Source organism: Vibrio sp. 070316B (assembly GCF_013114115.1).
Lineage (GTDB): Bacteria > Pseudomonadota > Gammaproteobacteria > Enterobacterales > Vibrionaceae > Vibrio > Vibrio chagasii_B.
Map to the genome: position 1 here is coordinate 76,414 of NZ_VTYC01000002.1, position 25,312 is coordinate 101,725.

Genomic DNA, 25,312 nt, shown 5'->3' on the forward strand with positions numbered 1-25,312 from the left:
AAAACCGAGCAGACGAAAAGGAGCTAGCTCCCACTTTGAGTAACACCTCTTTAACAGTTTTATGATGTTTGTTAGCTTCAACTTGTTTCATTCACCACCTGCTCAAAAAGCAAACACAACACAGCCTTAAACCACTAATTTAAAGGGATTTAATCAAGAATAATGAATAAAAATCGATATTGGTTATTTCTATTTGCCTGTTTAATTATTGGCTTAGTGCAGGTCACGACCAAAAACGGAATCAGCCAGTGGAAACTTGAACAAGCGCAACGTTATGCTGAGCAGCGCTTCCTTGGCTACATCGCTGAAGCAAGGCGAACACTAAAACGTTTCTATTATCTGCCCTACCTAGTCACCAACGACGAAACCACGGTTCGCTTTATCGATGGTGAAGGCCGCCTTGAAAAACGCATCAAAAAACAGCTCATTCAATTGGACAAAGCGGCGAATACCAAAGGCTGGTATTTACTCTCCGATACGGGCGATTTACTGGTTTCTAGTGTTGAGAGGAGCAAGCTGAGTAAAAAGAACGCCAACACGATTGTGTCTAAGATCCACCAGCAAGGTGGGGCAATTTCGGTGGTGACCAAAAACAAAGGCGTTACCCCAGACTACTTTATTGCCGCGCCAGTTTATCGAGCCTCTGATGTGGTTGGCATCGTTGCGGTTCAAATAGACCTATCACTGCTGACCGATCAATGGTTTGCCGATGGAGAAGCAGTCCTGTTTCAGAATCCTCGCGAACAATTTTTTCTCTCAAGCGACCACAAGCTCAGTGCGGATTGGTTTAACGACACCTTCAATTCTCAGCCTACTGCCACCAAACGCGAATTATACGACCAAACCCATATTCGCGTTTGGCGACTGCAAGGCAAGGATTACCTAATTCAGTCAATCAAATTAGATGATCTTAATTGGCGTTTAACCTACCTCACCCCCTTAACTAGCCTCTATCAAACCACTAATTGGATAAGTTGGAGCGTCGCGGTGGGCTGTCTTTTCATCATGCTATTGCTGATAATTCTCTACCAAAGACGCCAGAAAAAACTCAGCAACCTACGAATCCAAAAGCTGATTGAAGAGTCTGAAAAACGATTGTCTGGAATGATCAACAAGACACACGTAGGACTTGTGCTGATCGATAAACACGGTCACATCCACGACATTAATCTGATGGCGAAAAACTACTTCTGCCTATCCGATTCGATGATCAGCAATATAAAAGCGTGGCAACTTTTTGAAGCCGGTAACCCGAACTCAACTACGCTACAGCTATTAAGAAATCTAGAGCAACACCAAGAGCTGGCCGAGATCACCAGCGTAGAAACTATGGCAAGACGCAGCGACGGCAGCTACTTCCCGGTGTTGTTCTCTATTAGTCCTTTTCCTTGGCATGCCACAACCTATTACCTGTGTACTGTGATTGATATCAGTAAACGTAAGAAAGCAGAGATCGCGGTACAGGAAGCCAATAAAACACTTCAACTGCGCGTCGAAGAGCGAACTCAAGATCTAAAAGATGCGCAGCAAGAGTTAGTCGAATCAAGTAAGCTAGCCGCATTGGGCCGTATGTCGAGTGCGATTACTCATGAGCTCAATCAACCGCTTACTGGCCTAAAAACCCTGCTTTCAAGTAACCAGTTACTGATGGAAAGAGGCGAGACTAAGATGTTGAAAGCGAACATGGACCTGGTGATGAGTCTCATCGACAGAATGGCCAACATGACCAGCCAGCTGAAGTCCTTCGCCTTTCAAAGATTGGAAAAACCTTATCCGGTGTCACTGACAGACGCACTTCAAGAAACCCTACGCATTCACCAAGCCGAGTTAGAACGTATCGATATTCGTGTTCGTGTCGCCTCTAATATTTCAATGGTGATGGGAGAAGAAGCGCGACTTAGACAAGTACTTGGGAATCTCTTAAGCAATGCCATCGATGCTACACAAAACCAGAAACCAGCGACCATTGTTATCAGTGCTCATACCGAGCAAGAGCGTGTCATCATCAAGGTTCAAGATAACGGTTGTGGCGTATCCGAAGACCAACTAGAAACCATTTTCGAACCCTTCCACACCAACAAAAAAATGGGTGAAGGCCTCGGACTCGGGCTCGCCATCACCGCCAACAATGTACGCGATATGCAAGGCTATTTGATTGCCAAGAACAACCCAGAACAAGGAATGACCTTCACGCTAACGCTTAAGAGTGCCGATAGTGAGTAATTGCTTACATCATGTTTTAGACACATACTCTATTTGAATTCAGGAACAAAAAACCGCCCATAGAAGGCGGTTTGAAGAGTTTATTGGCGTGCGACTTGTTATCTCATGCTTACTTACTCAACTGCTTAAGCAGTAACTCCGTTGGACGAACAATCGCAATGATCGATTCATCGTAGATCTTCGCAGCATCAGATAGGATAGCTTGGTAGGCATTCGCGTCTGCTTCTCGAACTTGCTCACCCGCTTTCGCTTTAGCAATCAAGGTTAACGCCAAGTCTGCAACTTCGACCGTTTTCTCTGCCACCACCACAGTGTCTACCGAAGAGACATTGGCAGCAAAGATAGTTTCCGCCATTAGTGCAGCCGATTTTGCTTGCTGATAATGATCTGTAAGTTGCTCCAATGCCTGTTGATTACCTGTCGCGACTTCATTGACCAAATCTTGCATCTCATACACTGCGTAGCTTTCTACTGGCAGCGCATCAACAAAGCGATTTAAGCGCTCGTATTGACTGTAAAAAGTGCCTTTAGGCTCAGTAGAGTTCCACTTCTCCCAGTTGCGAGCATAGTATTGTGCTGGCTCGGTGTACTTTGAAAGGATACGAAGATCTTGGATATCTTGACCTCTGGCAATACGCTTTAGCAACATGTCTGCATCCGCGTGGTGACGCAGACCTACTGAGATTTCCGACCATGTATCCATCGCTTTCATGCGCTTGTACATGCTGCGCTCATCGGTCAGTTCAGCATCCGACCAGAAACGTTCTGCAATAGCGTAGCTACGAGGCCATAAGTAGTTTTCGACCGTAAGGCTGTCTTTGTTCTCAAGCCATATCGTAATCTCACCACCCAGAATCAACTCTTTTTCTTTGTCGGTAAGCTCTGCAGGATAACCGCCATTAGGCTCAGGGATGACACTGCCTTCGATATCGCTACTCGCAATCACTTCACCTGTGGTTGGCCAGCGCACGTTACCAATCAATTGGTAGCTGCCCTCTGAGAATCCATTTGGATTTAGGTTCAGGTTGAACTCAGTGTAAGACATGAAGTTATCGAAGTGGCCGACAAAGGTTTTGCCCGGCACATAATCAAGGATGTAGATCTCTTCACGAGACTTGCCGTTGTAATCACTGAACGCGCGGAACGTACCGTCTTTCGCTTCAATGATGGTCAGCGTTCCCTTACGCGGGCCGCCTTTTGAGCGTGGCTTCTCCCATTGATACGTCACGAACTTCTCGCCACTATGAAGCTTATCATCAACCGTAATACCGGTTGGCATTGGGTCATTGCGATAGTGGTAACTCGTAGGCTGAGGCTGGTCTAGGTAATAGCCGGTAGACAGGATACCTGGGTAACCCTCTTTCGCCGCACGACCGATACTGTCGTGACCTTGCCAGCTTTGAATCACGATGGAAGTTGGCAGATCTTTATGCCAAATCTCATCCCAACCCGTCATCTTCTTGCCGCGCTCTTCCAGCATCTTCTCAACTTTTACGTTGAGGTAAGACTGCAAACCGCGCTCGCCATCAATGCCGTTCTCCTCGATGAATTTCTGATGCTTTTCGCTGTTGATCCATTGAGAGTAATTAGGCTCATCGCCACCAATGTGGAAGTACTCATCTGGGAACAACTCGGTCACTTCATCAAACACATCACCCAGCATTTCATAAAGCTCTGGGTTTAGAGGGTCCATCAATGGCTCAAACACACCCCAACCACGCTCTTGGTCATAGCTTTGACCTTCGCCACCCGACATCAAGCGAGGGTAAGCGTGCGCCACAGCAGAAGAGTGCCCCGGCAGGGAGACTTCTGGAATCACACGAATACCAAGGTTACGAGCGTACTCGACTAGGTAACGAACTTGGTCTTTAGTGTAGTAATCACCATCGGTGGTTTCTGACCATAGACGCGGCCAAGATTCCGTTTGAATACGGATACCTTGGTCGTCCCAGAAGTGCCAATGGAACACGTTCATTTTCGCAGAAGCCATCGCATCTAACTGACGAATCAACACATCAAATTCAATAAAGTGACGAGAGGTATCGTAGGAAACACCACGCCAACGGAAGCGAGGTTCATCAACAATCGTAACGGCAGGAATGTGGTAGCCAGTCGCTGTTGTTTCAACGAGCTGTAAAAGGGTTTCGATACCGTGAATAGCGCCATAAGGGCTTGGGGCGCTAAGCGTGATTTGTTCCCCCTGAGTCGTAATCTTATAAGACTCTTCTGAGTCGATGTTCTGAATTTCAGACTTTGGAGCTGCGTCAATATCAATGATCAGGTTTGCTTGGTCTGCGCTATCAACCTGCCAATTCAGAATCGGGATACCGGTTTGGCGTACCAAACGGTCGACAAAGCGTTTCGCCGTATACTCAACACGATCAGAATTAAAGCCTTTGATGTAAACCTTGAAGTTACCGTCGACCTGTACTTGCCCTGCTTGTAGTTCAACCGTTTGTGGGTACGGCATTAAGTTAAGATCGGTATTCGGAGCCATTGCTAACGCCATTGGGGATACTACTGAACCTGAAATCAATAGAGACAATATAGTTTTTTTCATTATTAATTTTCCTATATAAGAGCGGTTCTGTTTGGTTTCTCGGAGGCAATTCACAAAACAGAACCATCAGCCACTGCTGTTGTTTATCGTGAGATCAAAAGCCTAACGCCTGTTTAAAAACGAATGAGCTCACAAACTTATGACTAGCTAACTAGCTCAACGGCTTCACGAACCAATACGGCAATCTCATCCCACTGTTCGTTCTCGATCATCTTTGGAGAAACCATCCACGTGCCACCACAGCACACCACGCGATCAACGGCTAAGTAGTCATTGACGTTGTGCTTGCCGATACCGCCTGTAGGCATTAGCGACACATCAACGTAAGGCGCTAGCAAAGATTTCACCATATTGATGCCGCCAGACGCTTCGGCAGGGAAGAACTTCAAGAAGTTAAGACCAAGTTCAAGCGCTTGCTCTACTTGGCTTGGGTTGTTTACACCGGGAACGATTGGCATACCGATCTCTTGGCAGCGCTTAACCGTGTTTGGGTTCAGGCCAGGTGCAACGATAAACTCACTGCCCGCTTCTTTTGCAAGGTCGATCTGCTCTGGTGTTAATACTGTGCCAGCACCGATGCACATCTCTGGGTAAGCATCACGCATCGCACGAATTGAATCTGCTGCAGCTTCAGTACGGAACGTCACTTCTGCCACTGGCAGGCCGTTTTCAACTAATACCTTTGCTAGTGGAATCGCATGTTCCACCTTGTTGATTTGGATAACAGGGATAACTTTGAATTGCTTAAGTGTGTTGATCATTTCTTGAGACATAATAAGTTCGCTTTATTTTTCTATTTTTTAATTAAGTGATTCATGGCGCTTACCGGGATGATCGCGCCTGAATATTGAATAACGGTAGAAGCTAACTGATGGCCCAGCGCTGCTGCTTCTGTAGCACTTTCGCCAGTTAAACGTGCAGCCAGATAGCCCGCCGCAAAGGAGTCACCCGCTGCGCAGGTGTCGACCACGTTAGAAACACGAGTCGCGGATACATAGCTCTCAACAACATCTCCCTGTTCAACTTGAACGATTTTGCATGGTTCACAACCACGCTTGATAACGATCTCTTGGCAACCCAAGCGCAGGCAACGCTGTTGAACGCTCTCGGAGTTACCCCAAACCAGCAAGTCGTCGTCTTCAGTAATCAACGCGATGTCTACCAATGGCAATAACTTGGCATACCAATATTGTGCTTGTTCAGTCGTCCAAAGTTGCGGGCGATAGTTGTTGTCGAAAATCACTTTACCGTCTTGGTTTGAGAACACGCCAATGGCTTTCAACAGGCGTTCACGTGAGGTGTCATCTAAAATCGCGATGCTGATACCGCTGATGTAAACCGCGTCGACTTGTTTCTCTGTCAGCGCGATTTCAAGCTTATTCAGATCATCCGTTCGGAAGTAAGATTTAACTGCCGCGTCGTTGCGCCAGTAATGAAAGTGTCGTTCACCAGTCTCATCGGTTTCGACCATGTAGAGACCAGGAAGCTTGTTCGCAATGCGCTCTACGAAATTGGTTTGAATACCTTCTAACTGCCAGCTATCAATCATATCTTGAGACAGTTCATCGCCACCAAGGCCTGTCGCGTAATGCACTAATAGGCTTTTATTTTGAGTTAAGCGAGAAAGGTAAAGCGCAGTATTTAGCGTGTCACCGCCAAACTTTTTGGTTAATGGGGAGCCGCTGATTTCGACCATACATTCGCCAAAGAAAGCGATATTGAAGTTAGAAGATGCAGGCATAGCCGATCCTAAAATAGATATATATATGGGGAAAAGGCCCTGCCACTAAGCAGGGCCTGAATTAAGCAAACCAGTTGTGGAGACTAGGTTTAGCTTGTTTGATTTGCAGGACGTTGAGGTGCTGCTTCTTCTTCAATTACGCCAGTATCAGACATTTCCATCTCCATCAGGGCACGCTCGTCATCAAGAATCGCTTTTGCCATTTCTGGTGTTACTTGGTTAGCCGGAGTCACTAGGCTCACTGCCACACCTGCTGCTAGAGCGAACAAGCATGATGGGATAACAGGGTTGCCCCAGAATGCTGTGTAGTCAGCGTTTAGCATTACTACAAATGAAGCCACAGAAGCACCCGCTAGCGTTGCAAGAGCACCTTGCCAGTTGTAGCGTTTCCAGAATTTACCCAACATACCGCACACGAACATGCCCGACATAACCGTTGAAATCATCTTAGTGATGTAGCCAATGATGTCGTTTGACGTTAGTGCGAATAGCAGTGCAAAACCAATCACCACAACCAAAGCTAAACGAGAGTAGTTCATCATTGATTCTTTGTTTGGTACGCGGCCTGTGAACATCACGTACACGTCACGCAGTAGAATAGATACACCAGCAATCGCATCTGAGCTTGCGCTCGACATAGTTGCAGATAGGCCAGCGATAAGAACAATCATGCCAACGCCAACTGGAAGTACCGTCGCTGCAATGTAAGGGAACGAGAAGTTCGGGTTATCCAGCGTTGGGTCAATAGCGTGCGCTGCCATACCAATGATTGCTGGAATGATAGAGAAGAAAAGGTACAACACACCAGACGCCACGAATGAACGACGGATAGTTGAAACGTCTTTACCAGAGTATATGCGTTGGCGGAATGAAGGCGTCGCCAGTACACCAACACCGATAACCACAGCCAGAGAAACAGCGGGCAGAATGCCTAGTTTATCGATTGCTAAAAAGCTCGTAGCAGCAGGGTCCATCGCAGCGTAAAGGTTATCCATGCCACCAATGTGGTTCACAGACATCACCGCCATCAAGATGAAGCCAGCAAAAAGGATGATAGCTTGAATGGTATCGGTCCATACAACCGCTGTGTAACCACCGATCACCACGTAGATAGTGAATGCCGCAGCAATAATGATCTTCGCAAGGTTAAGGTCAATGTCAGCAATCCACGCTAGGTACATACCGCCACCTAGAATGTGCGCACCTAACCAACCAATTGACGCGATGAAGATAAGTAGGCCAACCACGTTTTTCACTATTCGGTTAGCCCCCACGTAATACGCCAGCTCTTCACTCATTGTCATGAAGTTCAGCTTACGAACCGGAGCAAACCATAACGCAAGCAATAGGATGCCAACAGCACCGCCAATTCCGTACAGAGCACCAGCCCAGCCATTTGCGTAGCCGAAGCCAACCGCACCCATACTTGAACCCGTACCGACCATCGTCGCGACTGTTGTACCAAGTACTAAAAATAGTGGCAGGCCACGGCCGCCTAATAAGAAATCTTCGCCAGATTTTTGATTACGCGAGACAAACCAGCCTAACCAAATTAAAAAACATACGTACACGCCGAAGCCTGTAAGAAAAAGAGTGCTGTTCATTTGACACCTCTCAGTGAAATATTAAGCTCATTCCTGAACTTTTATTTATGATTCATTCATTTTATATTTCATATAATTACTTTGTTCATTTTGTATATTTTAATTAAAGTAATTTTTATAAATGTAGGGTGAGAGTATTAAGGAATAATAACAGGGATGACTACGCCCTAATACTCTCTAAGTAGGTTATTGTGATTAGGTTATAACTAAACGCGATCAGCGCGGTAGCAAGTCACATCTACTTCAACTTTCACGTCTACAACTAGGTCGCAAACCATGCAGATACGTGCCGGTGGATTAGCACCAAAGAACTCTTTGAATACCTTATTAAAAGATTGGAAGTAACGAGAATCTGTCAGTACAACCTTTACGTGTACTACGTCTTCTAGGCCGTAGCCCGCTTCAGTCATGATATCGACACAGTTTTGAATCGCTAGGCGAGACTGGTCAACAATACCGCCTTCAACCACTTCACCGTCAGTCATTGGTGTCTGGCCAGAAACATATAGGAAACCACCCGCTTCCGTTGCTCGTGCAAATGGTAAATGTTGTCCACCTGTACCTGTACCACCTTCAACACCGTAACGTTTAATAGTCATTTTTTAACTCCAGATGTAAAATATATAATATTGGTTATTCCAATAAATTTAATTTAAATAAAATAATTTCAGTTCTTTAAATTCGTTAATTACGATAAATAAAAACGCCCGAACGATTATTTTGTACAATTCCTTTTTGGTAAGTTAACTCACCATTAACAAAGACACTCTCAATTCCTTCTGCAACTGAAATAGGATTTTCAAATGTTGCGGTGTCTTTAATATTCTTTGGATCAAATAAAACTAAATCGGCAAATGCACCTTGGCGAATTTCACCTCGACCCGCTAAGTTGTAGCGCTCTGCTGACATACCAGTCATTTTGTGAATCGCTTCAGGCAATGCGAACAGTTTTTCATCTCGGCAGTAATGGCCTAACACTTTCGGGAAGGTGCCCCACAATCTTGGGTGCGGGTGCGGGTCATTCGGCAACCCATCGGAACCAACCATGGTCAACTTGTATTTCAAAACGCGCTTTACGTCGTTCTCATCCATACAGTGATAAACCGCACCCGCTGGTTGAAGCGCTTTTGCTGCCTCCATCAGGGGTAAGTTCATCTCATCAGCAATCTGCTTTAGTGTTTTGCCTGCATGTTCTGGTTTTGCTTCAGACCAAGTAATGAAGATATCGAAATCGTCCGTCACCTGTTTCAAGTCTAATGTCGAAGAGCTCGCTGAATATGGGTAACAGTCGCAAGACACATCTTGGTGCTCTGAAACCTTATCCATCAAATCAAGTACTTCAACAGTTCTGCCCCAGTTGCCTGCACCTGCACATTTAAGGTGAGAGATAACAACCGGTACTTTCGCGTATTGGCCTGTCTCAAACGCCTCTTCCATCGCGCTTAAGATCTCTTCGAATTCAGTACGCATATGCGTGGTATAGATGCCGCCATGGCTAGACAGCACTTTGGCTAACTGCATCACCTCATTCGCGTTGGCTTGCTTCGCACTTGCGTAAGCCAAACCAGAACTCAAGCCTAATGCGCCCTGCTCCATTGCTAAATCAAGGTTGCTTTGCATTGCTGCAATTTCTTCTTCGCTTGCGGTGCGTTGTAGGTCGTCCATCACTTGGTTACGCAGTGTGGTGTGGCCAACTAACGCTGCAACGTTCACCGCTGGTTGCGCTTGCTCCACTGCTTGTGCATACGCGGCAAAGGTTGGGTATTTGAAATCAGCCTGCGCGCCTAAAAGGTTCATTGGGTCTGGTGGGTCGCCAGCCAAAACTGTAGGTGATGCACTGATGCCGCAGTTACCAACAATCACGGTTGTCACACCTTGGCTGATCTTTGGTAGGCAGTCTGGGTAACGAATAACATTGGTATCGTCGTGTGTGTGTACATCGATGAATCCAGGAGCCAATGCTAAGCCTGCTCCCTCAACCAACTGGCTGCAATCTTCATGATCGATTTTGCCAATTTCGGTGATTTTTCCATCTCGGATTGCTACATCGGCACAAAACGATTGTTCGCCGGTGCCATCGAACACCTCTACATTTTTAATTATCGTATCGAACAACATTTCTCACTCTCTCAATCCACTCTGTTGATGGAGCTATATTAGAAATCCAGCCGATTATTTTCAGTGACAAAACACACATAATATTTTAATTTGTGTGATAGTTTCTATCACAAAACAAACACAAGATAGATTTAAATATTAAATAACAAACACTTAAATCATGTTAGGAATCAGCAATGAAACATAACCCTGCACAAAACGATGTTATAAAGTATCAAAAAGATTGTTTCGTCTTGACTGAAAGAGGCCAAAAAGGGAGAGCAGTATCACAAACTGAGAACGGCGTTTATCGACTGGTCGATGAAGACATTTCGCTTCCGGTAGCAATTATCAAGCAATCAGCGTTGACCAATAATCTGAATTGGATGCAATCATTCGCCGATCATCATCAGGTTAAATTGTCGCCACACGGCAAAACATCGATGACGCCTGATTTCTTTCGCCAACAGCTAGAAAATGGCGCTTGGGGAATTACCGTTGCAACACCTGCACAAGCAGAAATTGCAGCAATGGCAGGCGCAAAAAGAATCATCATGGCTAACCAATTGGTAGGTAAAACCAACATGGCGATCATCGAACAACTTATTAGTGAGTTCGACGTTGATTTCTATTGTTGTGTGGATTCATCAGTCAACGTGCAACAACTCAACCAATATTTCGCCAACAAAAAACAAACGCTAAAAGTGCTGATTGAGTTTGGTGTTCCGGGTGGTCGTTGTGGTTGTCGTTCTCCTCAAGAAGTTCTAGAGCTTGCGCAAACCATCCAAGATACGCCTGCGCTTTCGCTAGCGGGTATTGAGGTGTATGAGGGTGTGATTCATGGTGACAATGCCGAGCAAGACATTCGCACCTTCTTAAACCAGGCACTAAGCTCTGTCGAAAGCCTTGCATCAGATGGACTGATCACAGGACAGCCAATCATCACTGGCGCGGGATCGGCTTGGTATGATGTGGTGGCAGAGTGCTTGGCACACCTAACCGATTACTTGGCGATCATCCGCCCAGGTTGCTATGCCATCCACGATACTGGGATCTACCTAGATGCCCAAAGTAAGGTATTGCAGCGTGCCCAAGTAAACCAAGGCTACGCGTGTGAATTGGGTGGTGATTTAGAATCGGCACTTGAGGTATGGGCGTATGTTATCTCTCGTCCAGAGCCAACCAAACTGGTGATCGGGCTAGGTAAGCGTGATGTGGCCTTTGATGCTGGATTACCTATTGCTGAACGCGGATATCGCAATGGTGAAGCTATATCTGTGAAAGGTCTGACCGCTACTGCAGTAATGGATCAGCATACCTTTGTTGAAACAGACGGTTCTGCTGAGATTGAAGTGGGCGACATGATTGCGTTCTCAACCTCACACCCGTGTTTGACTTTCGATAAGTGGCGTTACATTGCTATCAGCGATGACGACTATCAGGTAACAAACTGGGTAGAGACCTGCTTCTAGCTCGATTTTTCAATAAGCTAGAATCAGCGAAGCATTCAGATATACTAACGGGGCTAAGGCTTAGCCCCATCAACAAAGGATCAGGATTCTTGAGTTTAGAAGTAGATATCATTTCACAAATAACCGAGCGTTTTCCCGCTCTTCGTGATGCCGAGAAAAAAGTCGCCAAGCTGATCATGGATGACATTGATTTTGCCGCCAAAGCCAGCATTACAGAACTCGCTGAAAACGCGCAAGTGAGTGAAGCTACCATTACCCGTTTTGCTAAGGCGATTGGCTGTAACAACGTTCGTGATATGAAGATCAAGCTTGCTCAAACCCTAACGGTTGGCCAGCGCTTTATTCTCGAACCGGTTAACCAAACTGGCTATCAAGGTATCTACGAGTCAATCAAGCAGAGCCTAGACATCAACCGCACTCTATTCAAAGAACAAGACGTTGAAACCGCGGTGAACTGGCTACACAACGCCAGACAGATCATTGCAATCGGCATGGGTGGCGGCTCAACTATTGCCTCTCAAGAGCTGCAACACCGACTGTTTCGTTTAGGCTATCCAGTGGTGTCGTACAACGATGGCTTAATGTCACGCATGGTTGCCGCAACAGCCGATGCCAATGATGTGATGGTGATGATTTCCGCGACAGGCTTTACTCCGGTGATCACCGAAACCGCCGAACTAGCGAAGCAATACGGGCTTAAGATCATCGCAATTACTCCGCAAGACACGCCACTGGCAAAGATTGCGAATACTGTTTTGCCAATCAAACACATGGAAACTGATTTCATCTACAAACCATCGGCGTCTCGCTACGCAATGCTAGCGTTAGTGGATGTACTTTCAATGGGCATGGCAGTTAATCACAAGAACCGATCGCGCGATAAACTGCGCCGCTTGAAGGTTGCTTTAGACTCCTACCGAGGTGGCGGCGACCGACAACCTCTTGGTGATTAAGCGTTGTCGAGAGTAGGCGTTTCACAGCTCAGTAAAAATTGAATCTAGATAGAAAAGCCCCGCATTAATCACTCAATCGAGTCGATACTGTTGGGCTTTTTTAGTTCGGGTTTTTAATGAAATCAATTAGTTGAATTAATGGAATTTATAATGAACTCGACGCGTTCCTCAACAGAACTTTTCGGCACTTCCAGCAGCTGATAGCCAAATCGGGTATAGGCTTCCACCATCTTTTCATTGGTGGCGACCGCCTCTTCAAAGTCTTGCTTACGCTCTTGGTCATTGATAAAAATCGCCTCCCAAGGTGGAAAGATAAATACCTTGACGTTGTATGCGAGCTCCTTACAGCTATTTAGCAAGGATTCTGGAATAGGCAACGTTTCTAACAAGCTGTAACCGTATGAATCTACGATGCTTCTATCAAAGAAAACGAGTTGCTCACTTGCCTCAAATGCTTGGTAATTGGCTAATTCTTCTCGCACCATCTCATCACGAAAAGCCACTTTGTCTAGCCAAGGTAAGGCACTCCCTTGTTGCTCAACTTGGTGCTGAATCACTTTACGCCCGACCTCTGGTGCGCAGCGATAGCCTTGGCTTTTCAAAGTGTCGATGACCGAGGTTTTACCTGAGCCCGGCCCACCGGTAAATACAATTAGATTTTTCAAATAGACCTCTTCAAGGGGAAAATAACGAATCGGACCTTAACGGAACCCAAGTTAACGAATCAAGGTCAGAATGGACTTAAATTCTGGTGCGCGGCAATCTTTCACAAGCTCGTATAAGCTCATTTCTAACCCAGTGATTTGAATGCCCGACTCTCGCATTCGGCAAATAGCTAAATCCTTATTAAGCGCCGTTCGAGAACTAATACAGTCGCTAACTACCTCAACCTTGTAGCCAAGATCCAACAACCCCTTTGCCGTTTGATACACGCAAATATGAGCCTCAATCCCACACACCAACCACGTAGCCACATCCTTGGCTTTCACCGCCTCAACAAACTTGGGCTCATCACACGCGTTGAACGTGAATTTAATTACTGGCTCAACCTCGCTCAATAAGTCATTCAGTTCGCTGACTGTTGCTCCCAATTTATCTGGATTCTGCTCCAAGGAAATGATGGGCAGCCCCAAAACCTGCGCGCCCTTAATCAGCTTCCCACAGTTAGAAATAAGTGTCTCACTCTCATCAACAAGGCGTGCGAGCTTGCCCTGAGCATCCACAACCACCAAGCCTGTATTTTGTCTCATTAGCATGTGTATCCCTTTTTTGGGCAACCTAACTCACTAAGCAATCTGATGGGTATGTTCTCTACTATGTAACGATTTAGCTTACAAAGCCATACAGTAATACGTATAAGACTACGGAATAATACTCACCAACGGTCGAAAGGCCGAAAACAAAAATAATTGATACTACATGACATTAAAGAGTGAGTAAGAACAATGAACAAATTCGCGAAATCAGCATTAGCACTGGGTTTAATCGGCGCGGTTTCTCTTCCTGCATTAGCAGCAGGCACTGACGGTGGTGCGTACATCGGTGGCGGCCTTGGTGTGTACCAAGATTCTGATACAGACGGTCAAGGCAACCTAGACTCAGACGGCATGGGTTACAACCTATACGGCGGCTACCAGTTCAACCGTATCGTAGGTGTTGAGCTTGGCTACAACGACTACGCAGACTACAAAAAAGGTACAGACAAACTGTCTCCAACGTCTGTTTCTGTATCAGCAAACCTAGGTTACACGTTCGACAACACGATTCGTCCGTTTGTATTGGCTGGTTTAAGTTCTGTTGACCTAAACGCAAACAAGAGCGCTGGTTACGCTGATGACAGCGGTACAGGTTTCCACTTTGGTTTGGGTGTTGAATACACGCCAATCGAAAACCTAACACTACGCCTAATTTCACAAGCAGATGCTGTGAGCGTAGAAAACTACTACGGTCCATTCAAAACCGAAGATAAGACACTGGCATTCAGCAGTGTTAGCCTAGGTGGTTCTTACAACTTCTAATGTAGCGAGCCTACGTAGAACACCCTAACGTAAATAATTCACTTTGCTGTTCCACCTTGTCATGAAGGTCACTCAGTAAAGTGAATTTTTCGTTTCTACTGCCCCACACGCGTCATTTCACTTTAGCCAGTTTATCGCTCATCATCGTCGATTTGAGCTGTATAGGTTGATATTAGAGCTTTCTTGATAGCGAGGCTAAAATAAAGAGATAAGAGGCGCAGGAGACAAGCATAGTGAATCTACCAAGTGTAAATATGTCGATAAACAAACTGCCCTTTGTATTGGCGGTATATTACCTGCTGATTATCAACATACCGCTCTCCCAAGAACTATTTAGTATTGTTCAGTCCTCAAAATCTGAGAGCCTCTGGTTTGTTCTATCCATTCCAATCTTCTTCCTCGCAGCGTTCAACTTCATCTTCCAAGTCTTCAACTGGCCGATGTTCTCCAAGCCATTCTTTATCTTCTTGCTCATCACCTCAACACTCGTCAGCTACAGCATGTTCAGTTACGGCATCTATGTAGACTATGGGATGATAGAAAACGTCTTCGAAACCAATAGCGGTGAAGCAGCCAGTTATGTAAGCGCGCACTCCGTGTTATGGCTGGTGCTGATGGGTGGCATTCCATCTCTCGTCCTTTTGTTCACGAAATTAGAAAAAGAATCATGGAAAGACTTCCTAGTATGGAAAGCAATTGGGCTTCTTTCATCTTTGATCGTGATAGCCATCATCGCAGGGCTGTTTTACAAAGATTATGTCTCGATTGGTCGCAATAACTCGCACATCAAAAAGATGATCATCCCGACCGAGTATGTGGCATCGACGGTAAAGTACATCAATAACACCTACATCAAAGAGCCTATCCCCTACCAAGAGCTAGGATTAGATGCGAAGCAAACACCGCAAGCCAAAGCAGCAACCAAACCGACCTTACTGGTGTTTGTGCTTGGCGAAACCGCGCGTGTATATAACTACCAATATCATGGCTATGAGAGAGCAACGAACGCTCACACCAAACCTTACAACCCGATATTTTTCTCTGATGTTCAGTCGTGTGGAACCGCCACCGCCGTATCTGTACCCTGCATGTTCTCTAACATGAACCGTAGTAACTACGACCGTGATAAAGCCTACAACCAAGATAACGTGGTCGACATCATGAACCGAGCCGGTATTCACTCAATCTGGCGAGAGCACGATGGTGGAGACAAGGCCGTTGCACATCGAATCAAAGAGATGACTCTCGTCGCCAAAGATAGCGACCCTTTGTGCAATAAAGACGTATGCTACGACACAGCGATGTTAGAGAACTTTGAGCAAGATACTCAAGATCTTAAGCAAGATAGCATCATTTTCTACCATATTTCTGGTTCTCATGGCCCGACTTACTTTGAACGCTATCCAGCAGAACATAAGAAATTCACCCCAGACTGTGCTCGCGCCGATATTGAAAACTGTACCAAAGAAGAAGTGATCAATACCTACGACAACACCATCTTGTACACTGATTTCTTCCTCTCACAGGCGATGCAAAAACTTGAGAAACTGACCGACAAATACAACGTGGCGTTGATGTACGTGTCCGATCACGGTGAGTCATTGGGAGAAAATGGCGTCTACTTACATGGCATGCCTTACTCTCTCGCTCCAAAAGAACAAACCCATGTCCCGATGATCATGTGGATGTCTGATGGCTTTGCCGAGCAAAAAGGGATAAGCCAGACTTGCTTAAGAAAGGCAGGGAAGGAGCAGAGTTTTTCACACGATAACTTATTTGACTCCCTACTTGGCTTAATGGACGTACAAACCTCTGAATATCGGGAGAACCAAGATATCTTTGCTCCGTGCCGCTCGTTTTAAAAGAGGCTTGTGTACTTTTAATTCCAAAGAGTGATTCTCGTATTCACTAACCATCACAACGAAACCAAGGGTGGTAAGGGGTTTAAGTCAACCAAAGGCACGTTTTGCCAGTGACTGTCGCTGGCAAACAGCCACATTGGCGCAACCGAATTTTGTTTGAGTGAAGTGACGTCCACTAACACCAGCAAAGCGTAAAAACGATGTACATAGTCAACGGTCTCTTTAGGCAATCGTAAATCGGAAAACTGCCGACTGCCCGCCTTTTTGACGGCCCGTTGCACTCGCCCTTCTCCAGCGTTATATGCCGCAAGAGTGAGGTTAATATCTCCATCAAACTTGCGATACAAAAAATCGAGATACTGCATCGCCGCATGAGTGCTGGGTTCAATCTCAAACCTTTGATCTTGCCTGTCATTAACCGTCAAACCAAACCTTTCAGCAGTCGCTGGCATCAACTGCCATAAACCTGCCGCTTTAGCGGGAGATACCGCATTGACGTTGTACGAAGACTCAAGCATAGGTACCAACACCAAGCTATCAGGGAGTGACCGCTCAGCAAGCTGCCTAAAGATTTCGTTAACTAGTGGGTCGAACTCTGCTAGCTTTTTCAATATTTGACTTTGATATGGCTTAAGCGTGTTGATATGGGGCTGGATAGCATTATGGGACGGACGATTTTGCGCATAACTGGAAGAAACTTGAAGACACATAAGGAACACCACCAGCTTAAATAACCAGTGTACGAGAAGTTGAGCGCTCAAACTTTTAGCCAAAACATCACTCCATCATCGTATTGTTTTTTATGCGTGTTAACTGTTCTTTGGCCGTGTTAACAGCCGACTTTCAACCTTAAAAGTACACAGATGCTCTGTTCAATCAAAGACTTACCAAAAAAAGGTTAATACCACGATGGTACAACCCAAAAATACCGCGAAACAGATGGGAATGACTAAGTGCTTATCTTTCTCGAGAGAGATAAAACCTTGCGGCTGTTGCACAATAAACATCACCAACAAAATATTGTAGATAGCAATCAACAAACCTACGACAAAAACATCGAAATACAGCAAACTTGTCGCTAAATAGACATAATATCCAATTAAGATGTAATCAATCAGCACTAGCCAAGCTAGGCACTTACGTGTGTTAAACATGACGTTGAGTGATTCAGTCATATCGGCTTAGCACTTCAAAAGAGGTGACTGGTTGGTTCAACTCTGCTTGTCTAACGGCCTTTCTCTTACTGTCGGGCAACACCTTATCTAACTCATGCTGAGCAAGTGGCGAAGAGCCATTACCACTACCGCCACTGCCGATCGTAAAGGACTTGTAGACCTTGTTTAATTGCGCCAACGTATTCGCCGTTAATATATAGAGTTCGATGCGACGATTAATGCCAGACTTGGTGTTCTCATAATCGACTGGAGCAGTATCACTCATCCCAGTCACTTGGAAAATATTCCGCTCTTGCAGCCCTCCTTTATTCAAATAGTAACGTGCACTGTTCGCTCTATTACTTGATAGCTCCCAGTTCGTCATGCGGCTTCCCTTATAACGACTGGCGTCCGTATGACCAGTAATGATCATCTTATTTTCAATATTCTCCAGTAACCCTGCGAGGTTGAGCAAAAGATCCTGATATAAAGGCGTTACTTTCGCCCCACCCCGGAAGAACATCGGCCCTTTGTCTGAGTCTGCAATCACCAATTTAGCGCCCTGTGGAGTAACAAAAACACTGACACTGCCAAGTGCATCAATGCCTGAAAGCTCTTGGGTTATGCGCTGTGCCAGCAATTCAAGTTCCTGCTGACTATTGAATTCCCCTTGCAATACTGAGGTGTCGTTAATTCTATGAAGATCGGCATCATAGTGGGAGGTCGCGACATGAGGCAGTGGTAGCGGGTTAATTGAATTGCCACCACTCTCACTGGTACCTAAATGCATGATTGGGTCATTGCCGTAAGCAAAGTAATTGAGGAGCTTTTTCTGATCATCAACATCCACGACCTGCAAAATCCATAGCACCAAAAAGAGACACATCAACGAAATCATCAGGTCCGCCATTGCGACCTTCCAACCACCATGCTGCAGTTCATTGCGCTTACGGCGACCTTTTTTCTGAATAATGATTTGTGGTTGCTGCATCATCGTCTCCTTAACTTGATGACGGTTGCTGTCTTAATACTTCAACCGCTTTCTCAAGTTCAACAAATGATGGCTTGTAGCGCGTCTCGATATTTTTTCGACCGGCATTGGCACACATGTGAGCCGACTGCCCTTGCGCATAAGCGGACAATATCGACTTAACACACAACAAAGGCGCTAGCTGATTCTCAGACACATCTTTAATGCTGCTCGACATCGGGCCTAACACACAGTAACAACCAAAAACGCCAGTGAAAGTACCCACCAATGCGCCAGCAATGTTCTTACCAATTTCGCTTATCTCACCATCTAACCCCTGCATCGTGAGAATTATCCCCATCACCGCCGCTAAGATCCCTAACCCTGGCATCGCCTCAGCTGTGGCATGCAGTTTCTCTGACGGCTTAGTATATTCGTCTTCTAGATGTTCAATTTCTTCTTCAAGAAACGCCTCAAGTAAATGTTGAGACTGCTTACCCGTAATCACCTGACGGAACGAATCGATAATAAATTGTGTGGTCAGCGCGTCTTTGGCAATTCGAGGATACTTCGCGAAGATCTTGCTTGATTCAGGATTCTCCACATGAATGTCCAACGCTTTGATGTTCTTCACTCTCGCGGTATTGATCAGCTCAAACATCAATGACAACAACTGCTGATAATAGTCCTTGTTGTAAGGGGTCGAGCGAAACGCAATACCAATCTGTTGAACCATCAATTTAAGCGTTGAAGAGGTCGTAGACATCAGCAAACTGGCAAAGGCCGCACCAAAAATAATGATGATCTCTGATAGCTTAAAGATGAACTCAAACTTACCACCAAGGAAAATGAAGCCGCCAAAAATCACACTCAATACAACGACAATACCGATTAACTTTTGCATACATCACTCTCCTTAATTCTGCTTTTGAGAATGTCCAAGCCTCGATGCTTGAGTCGGTGTACCTTAATCTCATTGATATCAAGGACCAACGCTGTCTCTTTGGTGCTCAAGCTCTTCACATAAACCAGGTACAAAATCCGCTGCTCCATTGCAGGGAGCGAGTTCAACACCTCTTTCACCTCGTTAAACAGCACTTCTTTGTCGGTTTCAGGTACAGCGGTTACCACCGACTCCAGCTCGATATCATCAAACACATCCACGAGAGTCATAGCTTGCTGATAATCGCTCGCTTCAACCCCTAAATGTCGACAGACTTCATTGCTGGTTGGCTCCCTCCCGAGTTGCTGGAGTAACTGTCGCTCGGCATGTTTGATGCGATTCACCAACTGGCGTTTATCACGCTCCATGTAGTCACGTCGACGCAATTCATCGATCAATTCACCACGAATACGCACCGCAACTGCACGGCGAAAATCATCATTAGCCACATGGTCAAACTTTCTCAATTCAATCACTAAGGTCATCATGGCGGTCTGTTTCAGATCTTCAAACGTGCCCTCATCCACCGCATAGCGATATTGATACAGCAACCCATTAATCAACTTAATGTTTTGCTGCAATACCAGCTTCTCAAGCTCTTGTAGCGTTGCTTGGTCATCGGTTTGAGTGTGTTGATATTTAGGCTGCATTAACATGGTGGCGACCTATTGAAATACCGCTTTGGTCACAAGCACGTCACCCACTTGCAAGCTTGGTAACTCGTCCAAATCGTCTTTCAAATCATCTTGAATGACATAGATAAACTGCTTGTTATAAAAGTAAGAGGCCTCCTTCACACTGAATTTTTTGATGATTCGATTTTTGATTCTGCTCAGTTGATCATGTACGTACCCACTGTTTCTCTCTGGCGTAAACATAGAGACATCCAGTAGCAACAGGCTTTGTCGGTTACCTAAATTAATCGGCACCAGCACATTTTCTAGCTGAACCTCGATCTGTTGTGTTGGAACCGGCTCTGGCTCACTTGGGATTAACCATGAACTCAAGGCAGCGATATTCAGTTGATTGGTTTGATAAAACCAAAAACCGGTCACACATAGAGCAAGGGTTAAAGCAAAGGTGATAAAGACTTTAATCATGTTCAGACCCTCGCTATGTATGCTTGGTATTCCAAAACATACTCTGGTTGCTCTTGCGCGTGATCATCACTGGAGGACGGACGTTCTTGCTCTAAGGGCTGATTTTGTTGCTTCGACTCAGGCTGGCGATGAGTCGGCTGGTCGAGAACGATATTTACCTCAGACAACTCTGAATTTTGCGAAGTCAATTCGTGTCGCAAACGCTCCGATGTCGCCAAGATGGCTTCTCTGGTTAGCGCAGATGACGCACTCATTTGGATGTTAACTTTGTCACCGTCCATGCGGATGTACATCTCGACCTTGCCTAACTCAGGTGGATCAAAACGAATTCGAGCCGCCTGATTTAACGTATCGAACTGAAGCTGGATCTTGTCTCTCAAGACTTGATGTATCTGCCTTTGGCTCTCTAAACTAAACTCTTTGGTCGCCTCTATCATCGGGGCCATCGCCCTAACATGGCTACTATCACTGGTAGTATTAACCGCTTCAACTAGGGGCAGCCCCGTTAACAGCGGTGTGTTGGAAATAGCTCCTAATTTGAGGCTTGCAGGAGTGGCGTTGAACATTGAGCTGGCCATCTGATGATTAGACGACAAAGCAAGCTCAGAGGAGGTGTAACTATTGGGCGTGTGACCAACAAATGAAGGCGTGCTCGCTTGCCAATCAGTCCCTGAATACTCCACGCCTTTAGAAAACAATAAAGCGCTGCTCGTTGAACCGAATTCAAAACCCGCTCCCCGTCTTTGATTCATCAATTCCAACTGCTGGGTAACAAAACGAGCAATCGCACTTAACTGCGGTGGTTGAATCTGTGATTGCAACACAAGCTCTTGTGTCGAATTGACCGACGGCACCGCCGCTCTATCACTCAGGTTCAACCCTTGCGCTTGTAATTCCAGTTGAGCTAAAGGTAAGTAAGAGTGAGTGGTATCAAGCTCAGGATTCAATAATTCAGAATTAGATAGTTGTGAGTAAGAGAGTACCGAGTGAGAAACACCAGCTATGCCTTCAGAAGAACGGGAGGTGGTGAGATAAGCAGGATCTGGAGAGCTTGCAGCCATAGACGAACTCACCTGGTCGAGTACCGAAAATAGCGACTGAAAAGACTGTGCAAGAGGCGTCATACGTATCTCGCCCAGTTCTGAAGCCAATCGTTCAGAAGCTAAAGGATCAGAAGCTAAGTGGTCAAAGACTAGAGGCGCCGATAACGTACTCGCGGTGTTACTTTTCACTGAAGAACTTGCCGTCGACAGTAAATCCAAACTGCCTCGATAAGACGACGTTTGTGCTTGCAATTCCATAATTACTCTCCCGCTCTGACCTGTGTCTGAGCATAGGCTTTGTCACGTTCACGTAGACTGATATTGTTACTAAGCTGCTGTTTTAATATGGCTTGCTCATGGTTCACCAAGATTCGGCATTGCTCATGAACCACCTTAAGTCGCCTAACGATAACAACATAGTCAGGGTGCGACTGTTCAACGGTTACAAGCACCTTTTTCACTAGCAGGTTAAGCTTCGCGATCTCAGCAAATTTTTTACGATTTGCTGCATCCTCTAACTTACTGACAAGACGTTCTAGCTGTTTAGGACTGGGCTTCATCAAGCCACTCCATGGCACCTTCCCAACCCTCTTTCAGATCGGTCACGACGCCAATCAACTTAACGATCAGCTCGGGATTCATCTCTTTTGATGCCTCAAATACAGTCGCTATGGCGTGCTCATATAAGGCGTGTATGTTTTGAATAAGCTCTTCCCCGGTCGATAAATCCAGAGACGCATCGAGCCCGACTAAGATATCAATCGATTTTTGTGTTGCTTTGGATTTGAGTTCCAAGTCTTTGGTTTCAATTGAGAATTTGACACTTTCTAACTCTTGAATCAGTCGCTCATGTAACATACAAATCAATTCAAAGCTCGACGACACTGAAGCATTCGCCGTCACTTGAACATTGGCATAATTGGCTTGCTGCTGTTTCCCTAAAAGCATGTGTTGCTCCTTAAATCGTGAAAAGTCCAGATACCGAATCCAATTGACTACTGAGTGAGTTCAGTTGAGTAAACTGAGACAAGTAGCGGTTGTAGTAAGTCTCATAGCGAGTATCGAGCGCCGCTAAGGCGTCATTAATGCGGCTCTTTTCATTGTCGAGCGTATCTATTCGTCGATTGAGGGAGCCGTTGGAGAAGTCGATATAGGTTTCAAGTTTGCTTTCAAACGCTTCAAAAACTCCACCGCTTCCGGTAAATAGCGTTTCAAAATCAACCGTCGCTGCCGCACTTTCGAATTTGCTAGAGTCCAGGCTAAGCTTGCCATCACGGTCGATTTCGAGCCCTAACTCAAACAAGCGAGTACCGTTGTAATCATCACGAATAACGCTAGCCAGTTGATTTTCAATGCTGCGCACTGCGCTATCTGAAGCCAACACTCCCCTTGCTTCATCCTCATTACCAGAAGCAGTTAGGTTAGTGATCTTAGTAACGGCACTGTTATAGGCGTCGACAAATTCTTGTAAGGAAGCCACCGTGTCAGAGAGATCATCGCCTATTTCAATCTTTGTCGCTGAATCTCCGGTGTTGTTCGCTTTAGTCAGCGTAAGGTCGACCCCATCGATGAGCGATTCAAAGGTATTACTTGAGTTAGTAAGTTGAGTTCCAAACTCACCACCGAGTGCGATCACCGCATCTTGGGCGGTTTGCATGGGAGCGGCGCTTGCTGTCGCGACGACTGTGTCCCAACCACTTGCTGCATCTGCAGACAAAGTAAAAGCAGCGTCAGCACCCTCATTTTCAGAACCAAACAGCACTTTCATCGCCCCTTGCGACTTAACGAGAGTAGCTTGAATAGAACCGTCAAATTGATCATTGAAGTAACTGACAAACTCGCTATACGTAACATCACCACTTACGTCAGTGTCTGCATCCATAATATTGATGTCTGTAGTAACGCCGTCTTGAGTGACAGAAAATACACCTCCCGACGCCATCACATCATTTGAATCGACCGAGTTGGCATCAAAAGCCACTTGATGATTGGAAGCCATCTGTTGCACAAAAACATCTAAGTTGATGTCATTCACACCAGAATCGACGGAGAGAGAGAAATAGTCATCACTCGATGTCGAAGTTGACGTTTGAGTGAGACTGGAGCCCGGTTTCGTAAATTCATAGATCTTGTTTTCTAAAGATTGAAGGGCCGTTTTAACTTTACCGATAGCGGATGTTTTAGAAGCAATCATCGACAGCTTTTGGTTATAACGAAATTCAAATGGCTGCACGTCTAAACTGGCAAAATTACTGGCTAACTGAACCGCGTCAACGTTCATAACCCTTCCCCTTAATTCTATAGGAGGTACAGCTCTACCCTCCTAGTGTTCGGCTATGTATGTAGCCGTTACTGCGAAAACAATTACTGCTCAAACTAGCCCAGTAGGCTCATCGCCAACTGCGGCACCATCTTCGATGCACTCAGCATAGAAGCACCTGATTGCATAAGCATTTGAGACTTACTCATCATGCCGGACTCATAAGCAAAATCGGTATCCATAATACGACCTCTCGATGTATCGAGGTTCTCTGTGATATTGCCAAGATTGGTAATAGTGTGATCTAAGCGATTGATATTTGCGCCAAATTTGGCTCTAGCCTCACCAATATTACTGATTAACGTGCTCATATCATCAATTGTTGAGTTAGCTGCACTTTGTGTAGAGATAGACAAAGTACCTGCGGTTCCGGCCATAAGATCTGCATACTCTGTACCAGCACCCAACGCTAGCCCTGAAGCTGCCGTGTCGTATATACCCCCAGCACCAGCATTCGCCGCAATACGAGAACTGACACTTATTGCGATATCGTCAAGCACGATTGCTAAATCAGCTTGTGACGTCCCTTCGTCCAATTCAGCTTTAGCCTTCAAATCGGCAAAATCATCATAGGTGCCTGTAATACCACCAGCATCCACACCATCACCTAATACTGTCGTGGTGGCTCCGGTAGCGAAGTTATCCGCTTCAGCCTGAAAGTCGGCACTCGCTGCAGCTCTCTGCTCAGCAAACACCGCATTAAAGCCTGTAGTAAAGCTTGAAACGCCACTCAACTCTTGGTTTAAATCTACATCTAATGTATTCGTAGCTTTATCACCAATTTGAAAAGTTACACCACCTGCGACTCCGAAAGAGTCGACTCCGGTCAAAAGCGATTTACCACCAAAACTGGTATTGTTAAAAATATTAGATAACTCACTTGCAAGCTGCCCAAACTCAGCATCCAGCGCCTGGCGGTCGTCATCAGTATATGTACCATTAGCCGCTTGCGTTGCTAAGTCACTCATTCGATAAGCAATATTGGTCATTTCATCCATTGCACCTTCTGCCGTTTGCATCATAGAGATCGCATCTTGTGAATTTCGCATTGCGACATTCAAGCCTCGGCTTTGAAGATTTAATCTGTTAGCAATTTGCAAACCCGCCGCATCATCCGCAGCTGAGTTAATTCGAAAGCCGGTGGACAGTTTTTCCATTGATTTAGTTAACGCATTGTTGGTCGACTGCAATGTATTTTGAGTCACTAAGCTTGCGTAATTTGTATGTACTGATATAGCCATCTGATGTTCCC

The 25,312-nt window shown here is 45.6% G+C and carries 24 protein-coding genes; 5 read left to right on the plus strand and 19 right to left on the minus strand.

All coding sequences use genetic code 11. The annotated features are described in order from the left end of the window. Nucleotides 1–159: 159 nt before the first annotated feature. Complete coding sequence (locus tag F0251_RS02695) at nucleotides 160–2,223, plus strand: ATP-binding protein (protein ID WP_171730375.1); 2,064 nt, start codon at nucleotides 160–162, stop codon at nucleotides 2,221–2,223. 109 nt (nucleotides 2,224–2,332) lie between these two features. On the opposite strand, the gene F0251_RS02700 is transcribed toward F0251_RS02695, so the two are convergent. The 6 genes from F0251_RS02700 to F0251_RS02725 all read right to left on the minus strand — a co-directional run bounded on the left by F0251_RS02700 (nucleotide 2,333) and on the right by F0251_RS02725 (nucleotide 10,246). Continuing rightward, nucleotides 2,333–4,783, minus strand: coding sequence for a family 20 glycosylhydrolase (locus F0251_RS02700; RefSeq protein WP_171730260.1), 2,451 nt, complete (start codon nucleotides 4,781–4,783; stop codon nucleotides 2,333–2,335). Between the two features lie 143 nt (nucleotides 4,784–4,926). Next, nucleotides 4,927–5,556: a bifunctional 4-hydroxy-2-oxoglutarate aldolase/2-dehydro-3-deoxy-phosphogluconate aldolase gene (locus tag F0251_RS02705; RefSeq protein ID WP_017065169.1), complete on the minus strand. Its 630-nt coding sequence runs from the start codon at nucleotides 5,554–5,556 to the stop codon at nucleotides 4,927–4,929. A 20-nt stretch (nucleotides 5,557–5,576) separates the two neighbouring features. Further along, a complete protein-coding gene (locus tag F0251_RS02710; protein WP_171730261.1) occupies nucleotides 5,577–6,524 on the minus strand; it encodes a sugar kinase in 948 nt (315 codons plus the stop codon). Between the two features lie 89 nt (nucleotides 6,525–6,613). Then, on the minus strand, nucleotides 6,614–8,128 hold the full coding sequence (locus tag F0251_RS02715; RefSeq protein ID WP_105058577.1) for a sodium:solute symporter family protein: 1,515 nt from the start codon (nucleotides 8,126–8,128) through the stop codon (nucleotides 6,614–6,616). A gap of 206 nt (nucleotides 8,129–8,334) precedes the next feature. Beyond that, nucleotides 8,335–8,727: a RidA family protein gene (locus F0251_RS02720; RefSeq protein WP_061016111.1), complete on the minus strand. Its 393-nt coding sequence runs from the start codon at nucleotides 8,725–8,727 to the stop codon at nucleotides 8,335–8,337. 85 nt (nucleotides 8,728–8,812) lie between these two features. Continuing rightward, nucleotides 8,813–10,246 carry an amidohydrolase family protein gene (locus tag F0251_RS02725; RefSeq protein ID WP_116871156.1) on the minus strand — a complete coding sequence of 478 codons (1,434 nt, stop codon included), beginning with the start codon at nucleotides 10,244–10,246 and terminating at the stop codon, nucleotides 8,813–8,815. A gap of 176 nt (nucleotides 10,247–10,422) precedes the next feature. On the opposite strand from F0251_RS02725, the gene F0251_RS02730 reads away from it, so the two are divergent. Together F0251_RS02730 and F0251_RS02735 are read left to right on the plus strand one after the other, a co-directional pair. Further along, the gene (locus F0251_RS02730) at nucleotides 10,423–11,697 is read left to right on the plus strand and encodes an amino acid deaminase (protein WP_116871155.1); all 1,275 of its coding nucleotides are present in this window, start codon (nucleotides 10,423–10,425) and stop codon (nucleotides 11,695–11,697) included. 89 nt (nucleotides 11,698–11,786) lie between these two features. Next, on the plus strand, nucleotides 11,787–12,650 hold the full coding sequence (locus tag F0251_RS02735; RefSeq protein WP_171730262.1) for a MurR/RpiR family transcriptional regulator: 864 nt from the start codon (nucleotides 11,787–11,789) through the stop codon (nucleotides 12,648–12,650). A 122-nt stretch (nucleotides 12,651–12,772) separates the two neighbouring features. On the opposite strand, the gene F0251_RS02740 is transcribed toward F0251_RS02735, so the two are convergent. Continuing rightward, nucleotides 12,773–13,315, minus strand: coding sequence for an AAA family ATPase (locus F0251_RS02740; RefSeq protein WP_171730263.1), 543 nt, complete (start codon nucleotides 13,313–13,315; stop codon nucleotides 12,773–12,775). A gap of 51 nt (nucleotides 13,316–13,366) precedes the next feature. After that, nucleotides 13,367–13,906: an isochorismatase family protein gene (locus F0251_RS02745; RefSeq protein ID WP_116871152.1), complete on the minus strand. Its 540-nt coding sequence runs from the start codon at nucleotides 13,904–13,906 to the stop codon at nucleotides 13,367–13,369. Nucleotides 13,907–14,095: 189 nt separating this feature from the next. Here F0251_RS02745 and F0251_RS02750 point away from each other — a divergent pair, with 189 nt between their 5' ends. Continuing rightward, complete coding sequence (locus F0251_RS02750; RefSeq protein ID WP_116871151.1) at nucleotides 14,096–14,668, plus strand: porin family protein; 573 nt, start codon at nucleotides 14,096–14,098, stop codon at nucleotides 14,666–14,668. A gap of 233 nt (nucleotides 14,669–14,901) precedes the next feature. After that, nucleotides 14,902–16,530 carry a phosphoethanolamine transferase gene (locus F0251_RS02755; RefSeq protein ID WP_171730264.1) on the plus strand — a complete coding sequence of 543 codons (1,629 nt, stop codon included), beginning with the start codon at nucleotides 14,902–14,904 and terminating at the stop codon, nucleotides 16,528–16,530. Nucleotides 16,531–16,583: 53 nt separating this feature from the next. On the opposite strand, the gene F0251_RS02760 is transcribed toward F0251_RS02755, so the two are convergent. From F0251_RS02760 to F0251_RS24415, 11 genes are all read right to left on the minus strand, one after another. After that, complete coding sequence (locus F0251_RS02760; RefSeq protein ID WP_061031966.1) at nucleotides 16,584–17,303, minus strand: lytic transglycosylase domain-containing protein; 720 nt, start codon at nucleotides 17,301–17,303, stop codon at nucleotides 16,584–16,586. A gap of 111 nt (nucleotides 17,304–17,414) precedes the next feature. Then, the gene (locus F0251_RS02765) at nucleotides 17,415–17,705 is read right to left on the minus strand and encodes a hypothetical protein (protein WP_008216133.1); all 291 of its coding nucleotides are present in this window, start codon (nucleotides 17,703–17,705) and stop codon (nucleotides 17,415–17,417) included. Next, complete coding sequence (locus F0251_RS02770; RefSeq protein WP_253820276.1) at nucleotides 17,698–18,678, minus strand: OmpA family protein; 981 nt, start codon at nucleotides 18,676–18,678, stop codon at nucleotides 17,698–17,700. Before F0251_RS02770 ends, F0251_RS02765 begins: the two co-directional genes overlap by 8 nt. A gap of 7 nt (nucleotides 18,679–18,685) precedes the next feature. Further along, nucleotides 18,686–19,558: a flagellar motor stator protein MotA gene (gene motA / locus F0251_RS02775; RefSeq protein ID WP_102423999.1), complete on the minus strand. Its 873-nt coding sequence runs from the start codon at nucleotides 19,556–19,558 to the stop codon at nucleotides 18,686–18,688. Further along, on the minus strand, nucleotides 19,546–20,253 hold the full coding sequence (locus F0251_RS02780) for a sigma-70 family RNA polymerase sigma factor (protein ID WP_061031963.1): 708 nt from the start codon (nucleotides 20,251–20,253) through the stop codon (nucleotides 19,546–19,548). The genes motA and F0251_RS02780 overlap by 13 nt, the downstream gene beginning before the upstream one ends. Nucleotides 20,254–20,262: 9 nt before the next feature. Next, entirely contained in the window at nucleotides 20,263–20,697 is a 435-nt protein-coding gene (locus tag F0251_RS02785; protein WP_171730265.1) for a flagellar biosynthesis sigma factor, read from the minus strand. Between the two features lie 2 nt (nucleotides 20,698–20,699). Further along, entirely contained in the window at nucleotides 20,700–21,998 is a 1,299-nt protein-coding gene (locus F0251_RS02790) for a flagellar hook-length control protein FliK (RefSeq protein ID WP_171730266.1), read from the minus strand. A gap of 2 nt (nucleotides 21,999–22,000) precedes the next feature. Continuing rightward, nucleotides 22,001–22,300: a hypothetical protein gene (locus F0251_RS02795; RefSeq protein ID WP_061031960.1), complete on the minus strand. Its 300-nt coding sequence runs from the start codon at nucleotides 22,298–22,300 to the stop codon at nucleotides 22,001–22,003. After that, a complete protein-coding gene (gene fliS, locus F0251_RS02800) occupies nucleotides 22,284–22,688 on the minus strand; it encodes a flagellar export chaperone FliS (protein ID WP_171368039.1) in 405 nt (134 codons plus the stop codon). Before fliS ends, F0251_RS02795 begins: the two co-directional genes overlap by 17 nt. Nucleotides 22,689–22,698: 10 nt before the next feature. Next, nucleotides 22,699–24,021: a flagellar filament capping protein FliD gene (gene fliD / locus F0251_RS02805; protein ID WP_171730267.1), complete on the minus strand. Its 1,323-nt coding sequence runs from the start codon at nucleotides 24,019–24,021 to the stop codon at nucleotides 22,699–22,701. A 95-nt stretch (nucleotides 24,022–24,116) separates the two neighbouring features. Then, on the minus strand, nucleotides 24,117–25,301 hold the full coding sequence (locus F0251_RS24415; protein ID WP_081090315.1) for a flagellin: 1,185 nt from the start codon (nucleotides 25,299–25,301) through the stop codon (nucleotides 24,117–24,119). Nucleotides 25,302–25,312 lie beyond the last annotated feature (11 nt).

What these genes read in the sequence shown, in the direction of transcription:
- F0251_RS02700 (WP_171730260.1), bottom strand. Translation starts at nt 4,783, where the DNA reads ATGAAAAAAACTATATTGTCTCTATTGATTTCAGGTTCAGTAGTATCC.
- F0251_RS02705 (WP_017065169.1), bottom strand. Translation starts at nt 5,556, where the DNA reads ATGTCTCAAGAAATGATCAACACACTTAAGCAATTCAAAGTTATCCCT.
- F0251_RS02710 (WP_171730261.1), bottom strand. Translation starts at nt 6,524, where the DNA reads ATGCCTGCATCTTCTAACTTCAATATCGCTTTCTTTGGCGAATGTATG.
- F0251_RS02715 (WP_105058577.1), bottom strand. Translation starts at nt 8,128, where the DNA reads ATGAACAGCACTCTTTTTCTTACAGGCTTCGGCGTGTACGTATGTTTT.
- F0251_RS02720 (WP_061016111.1), bottom strand. Translation starts at nt 8,727, where the DNA reads ATGACTATTAAACGTTACGGTGTTGAAGGTGGTACAGGTACAGGTGGA.
- F0251_RS02725 (WP_116871156.1), bottom strand. Translation starts at nt 10,246, where the DNA reads ATGTTGTTCGATACGATAATTAAAAATGTAGAGGTGTTCGATGGCACC.
- F0251_RS02730 (WP_116871155.1), top strand. Translation starts at nt 10,423, where the DNA reads ATGAAACATAACCCTGCACAAAACGATGTTATAAAGTATCAAAAAGAT.
- F0251_RS02745 (WP_116871152.1), bottom strand. Translation starts at nt 13,906, where the DNA reads ATGCTAATGAGACAAAATACAGGCTTGGTGGTTGTGGATGCTCAGGGC.
- F0251_RS02750 (WP_116871151.1), top strand. Translation starts at nt 14,096, where the DNA reads ATGAACAAATTCGCGAAATCAGCATTAGCACTGGGTTTAATCGGCGCG.
- F0251_RS02765 (WP_008216133.1), bottom strand. Translation starts at nt 17,705, where the DNA reads ATGACTGAATCACTCAACGTCATGTTTAACACACGTAAGTGCCTAGCT.
- F0251_RS02770 (WP_253820276.1), bottom strand. Translation starts at nt 18,678, where the DNA reads ATGATGCAGCAACCACAAATCATTATTCAGAAAAAAGGTCGCCGTAAG.
- motA (WP_102423999.1), bottom strand. Translation starts at nt 19,558, where the DNA reads ATGCAAAAGTTAATCGGTATTGTCGTTGTATTGAGTGTGATTTTTGGC.
- F0251_RS02780 (WP_061031963.1), bottom strand. Translation starts at nt 20,253, where the DNA reads ATGTTAATGCAGCCTAAATATCAACACACTCAAACCGATGACCAAGCA.
- F0251_RS02785 (WP_171730265.1), bottom strand. Translation starts at nt 20,697, where the DNA reads ATGATTAAAGTCTTTATCACCTTTGCTTTAACCCTTGCTCTATGTGTG.
- F0251_RS02790 (WP_171730266.1), bottom strand. Translation starts at nt 21,998, where the DNA reads ATGGAATTGCAAGCACAAACGTCGTCTTATCGAGGCAGTTTGGATTTA.
- F0251_RS02795 (WP_061031960.1), bottom strand. Translation starts at nt 22,300, where the DNA reads ATGAAGCCCAGTCCTAAACAGCTAGAACGTCTTGTCAGTAAGTTAGAG.
- fliS (WP_171368039.1), bottom strand. Translation starts at nt 22,688, where the DNA reads ATGCTTTTAGGGAAACAGCAGCAAGCCAATTATGCCAATGTTCAAGTG.
- fliD (WP_171730267.1), bottom strand. Translation starts at nt 24,021, where the DNA reads ATGAACGTTGACGCGGTTCAGTTAGCCAGTAATTTTGCCAGTTTAGAC.
- F0251_RS24415 (WP_081090315.1), bottom strand. Translation starts at nt 25,301, where the DNA reads ATGGCTATATCAGTACATACAAATTACGCAAGCTTAGTGACTCAAAAT.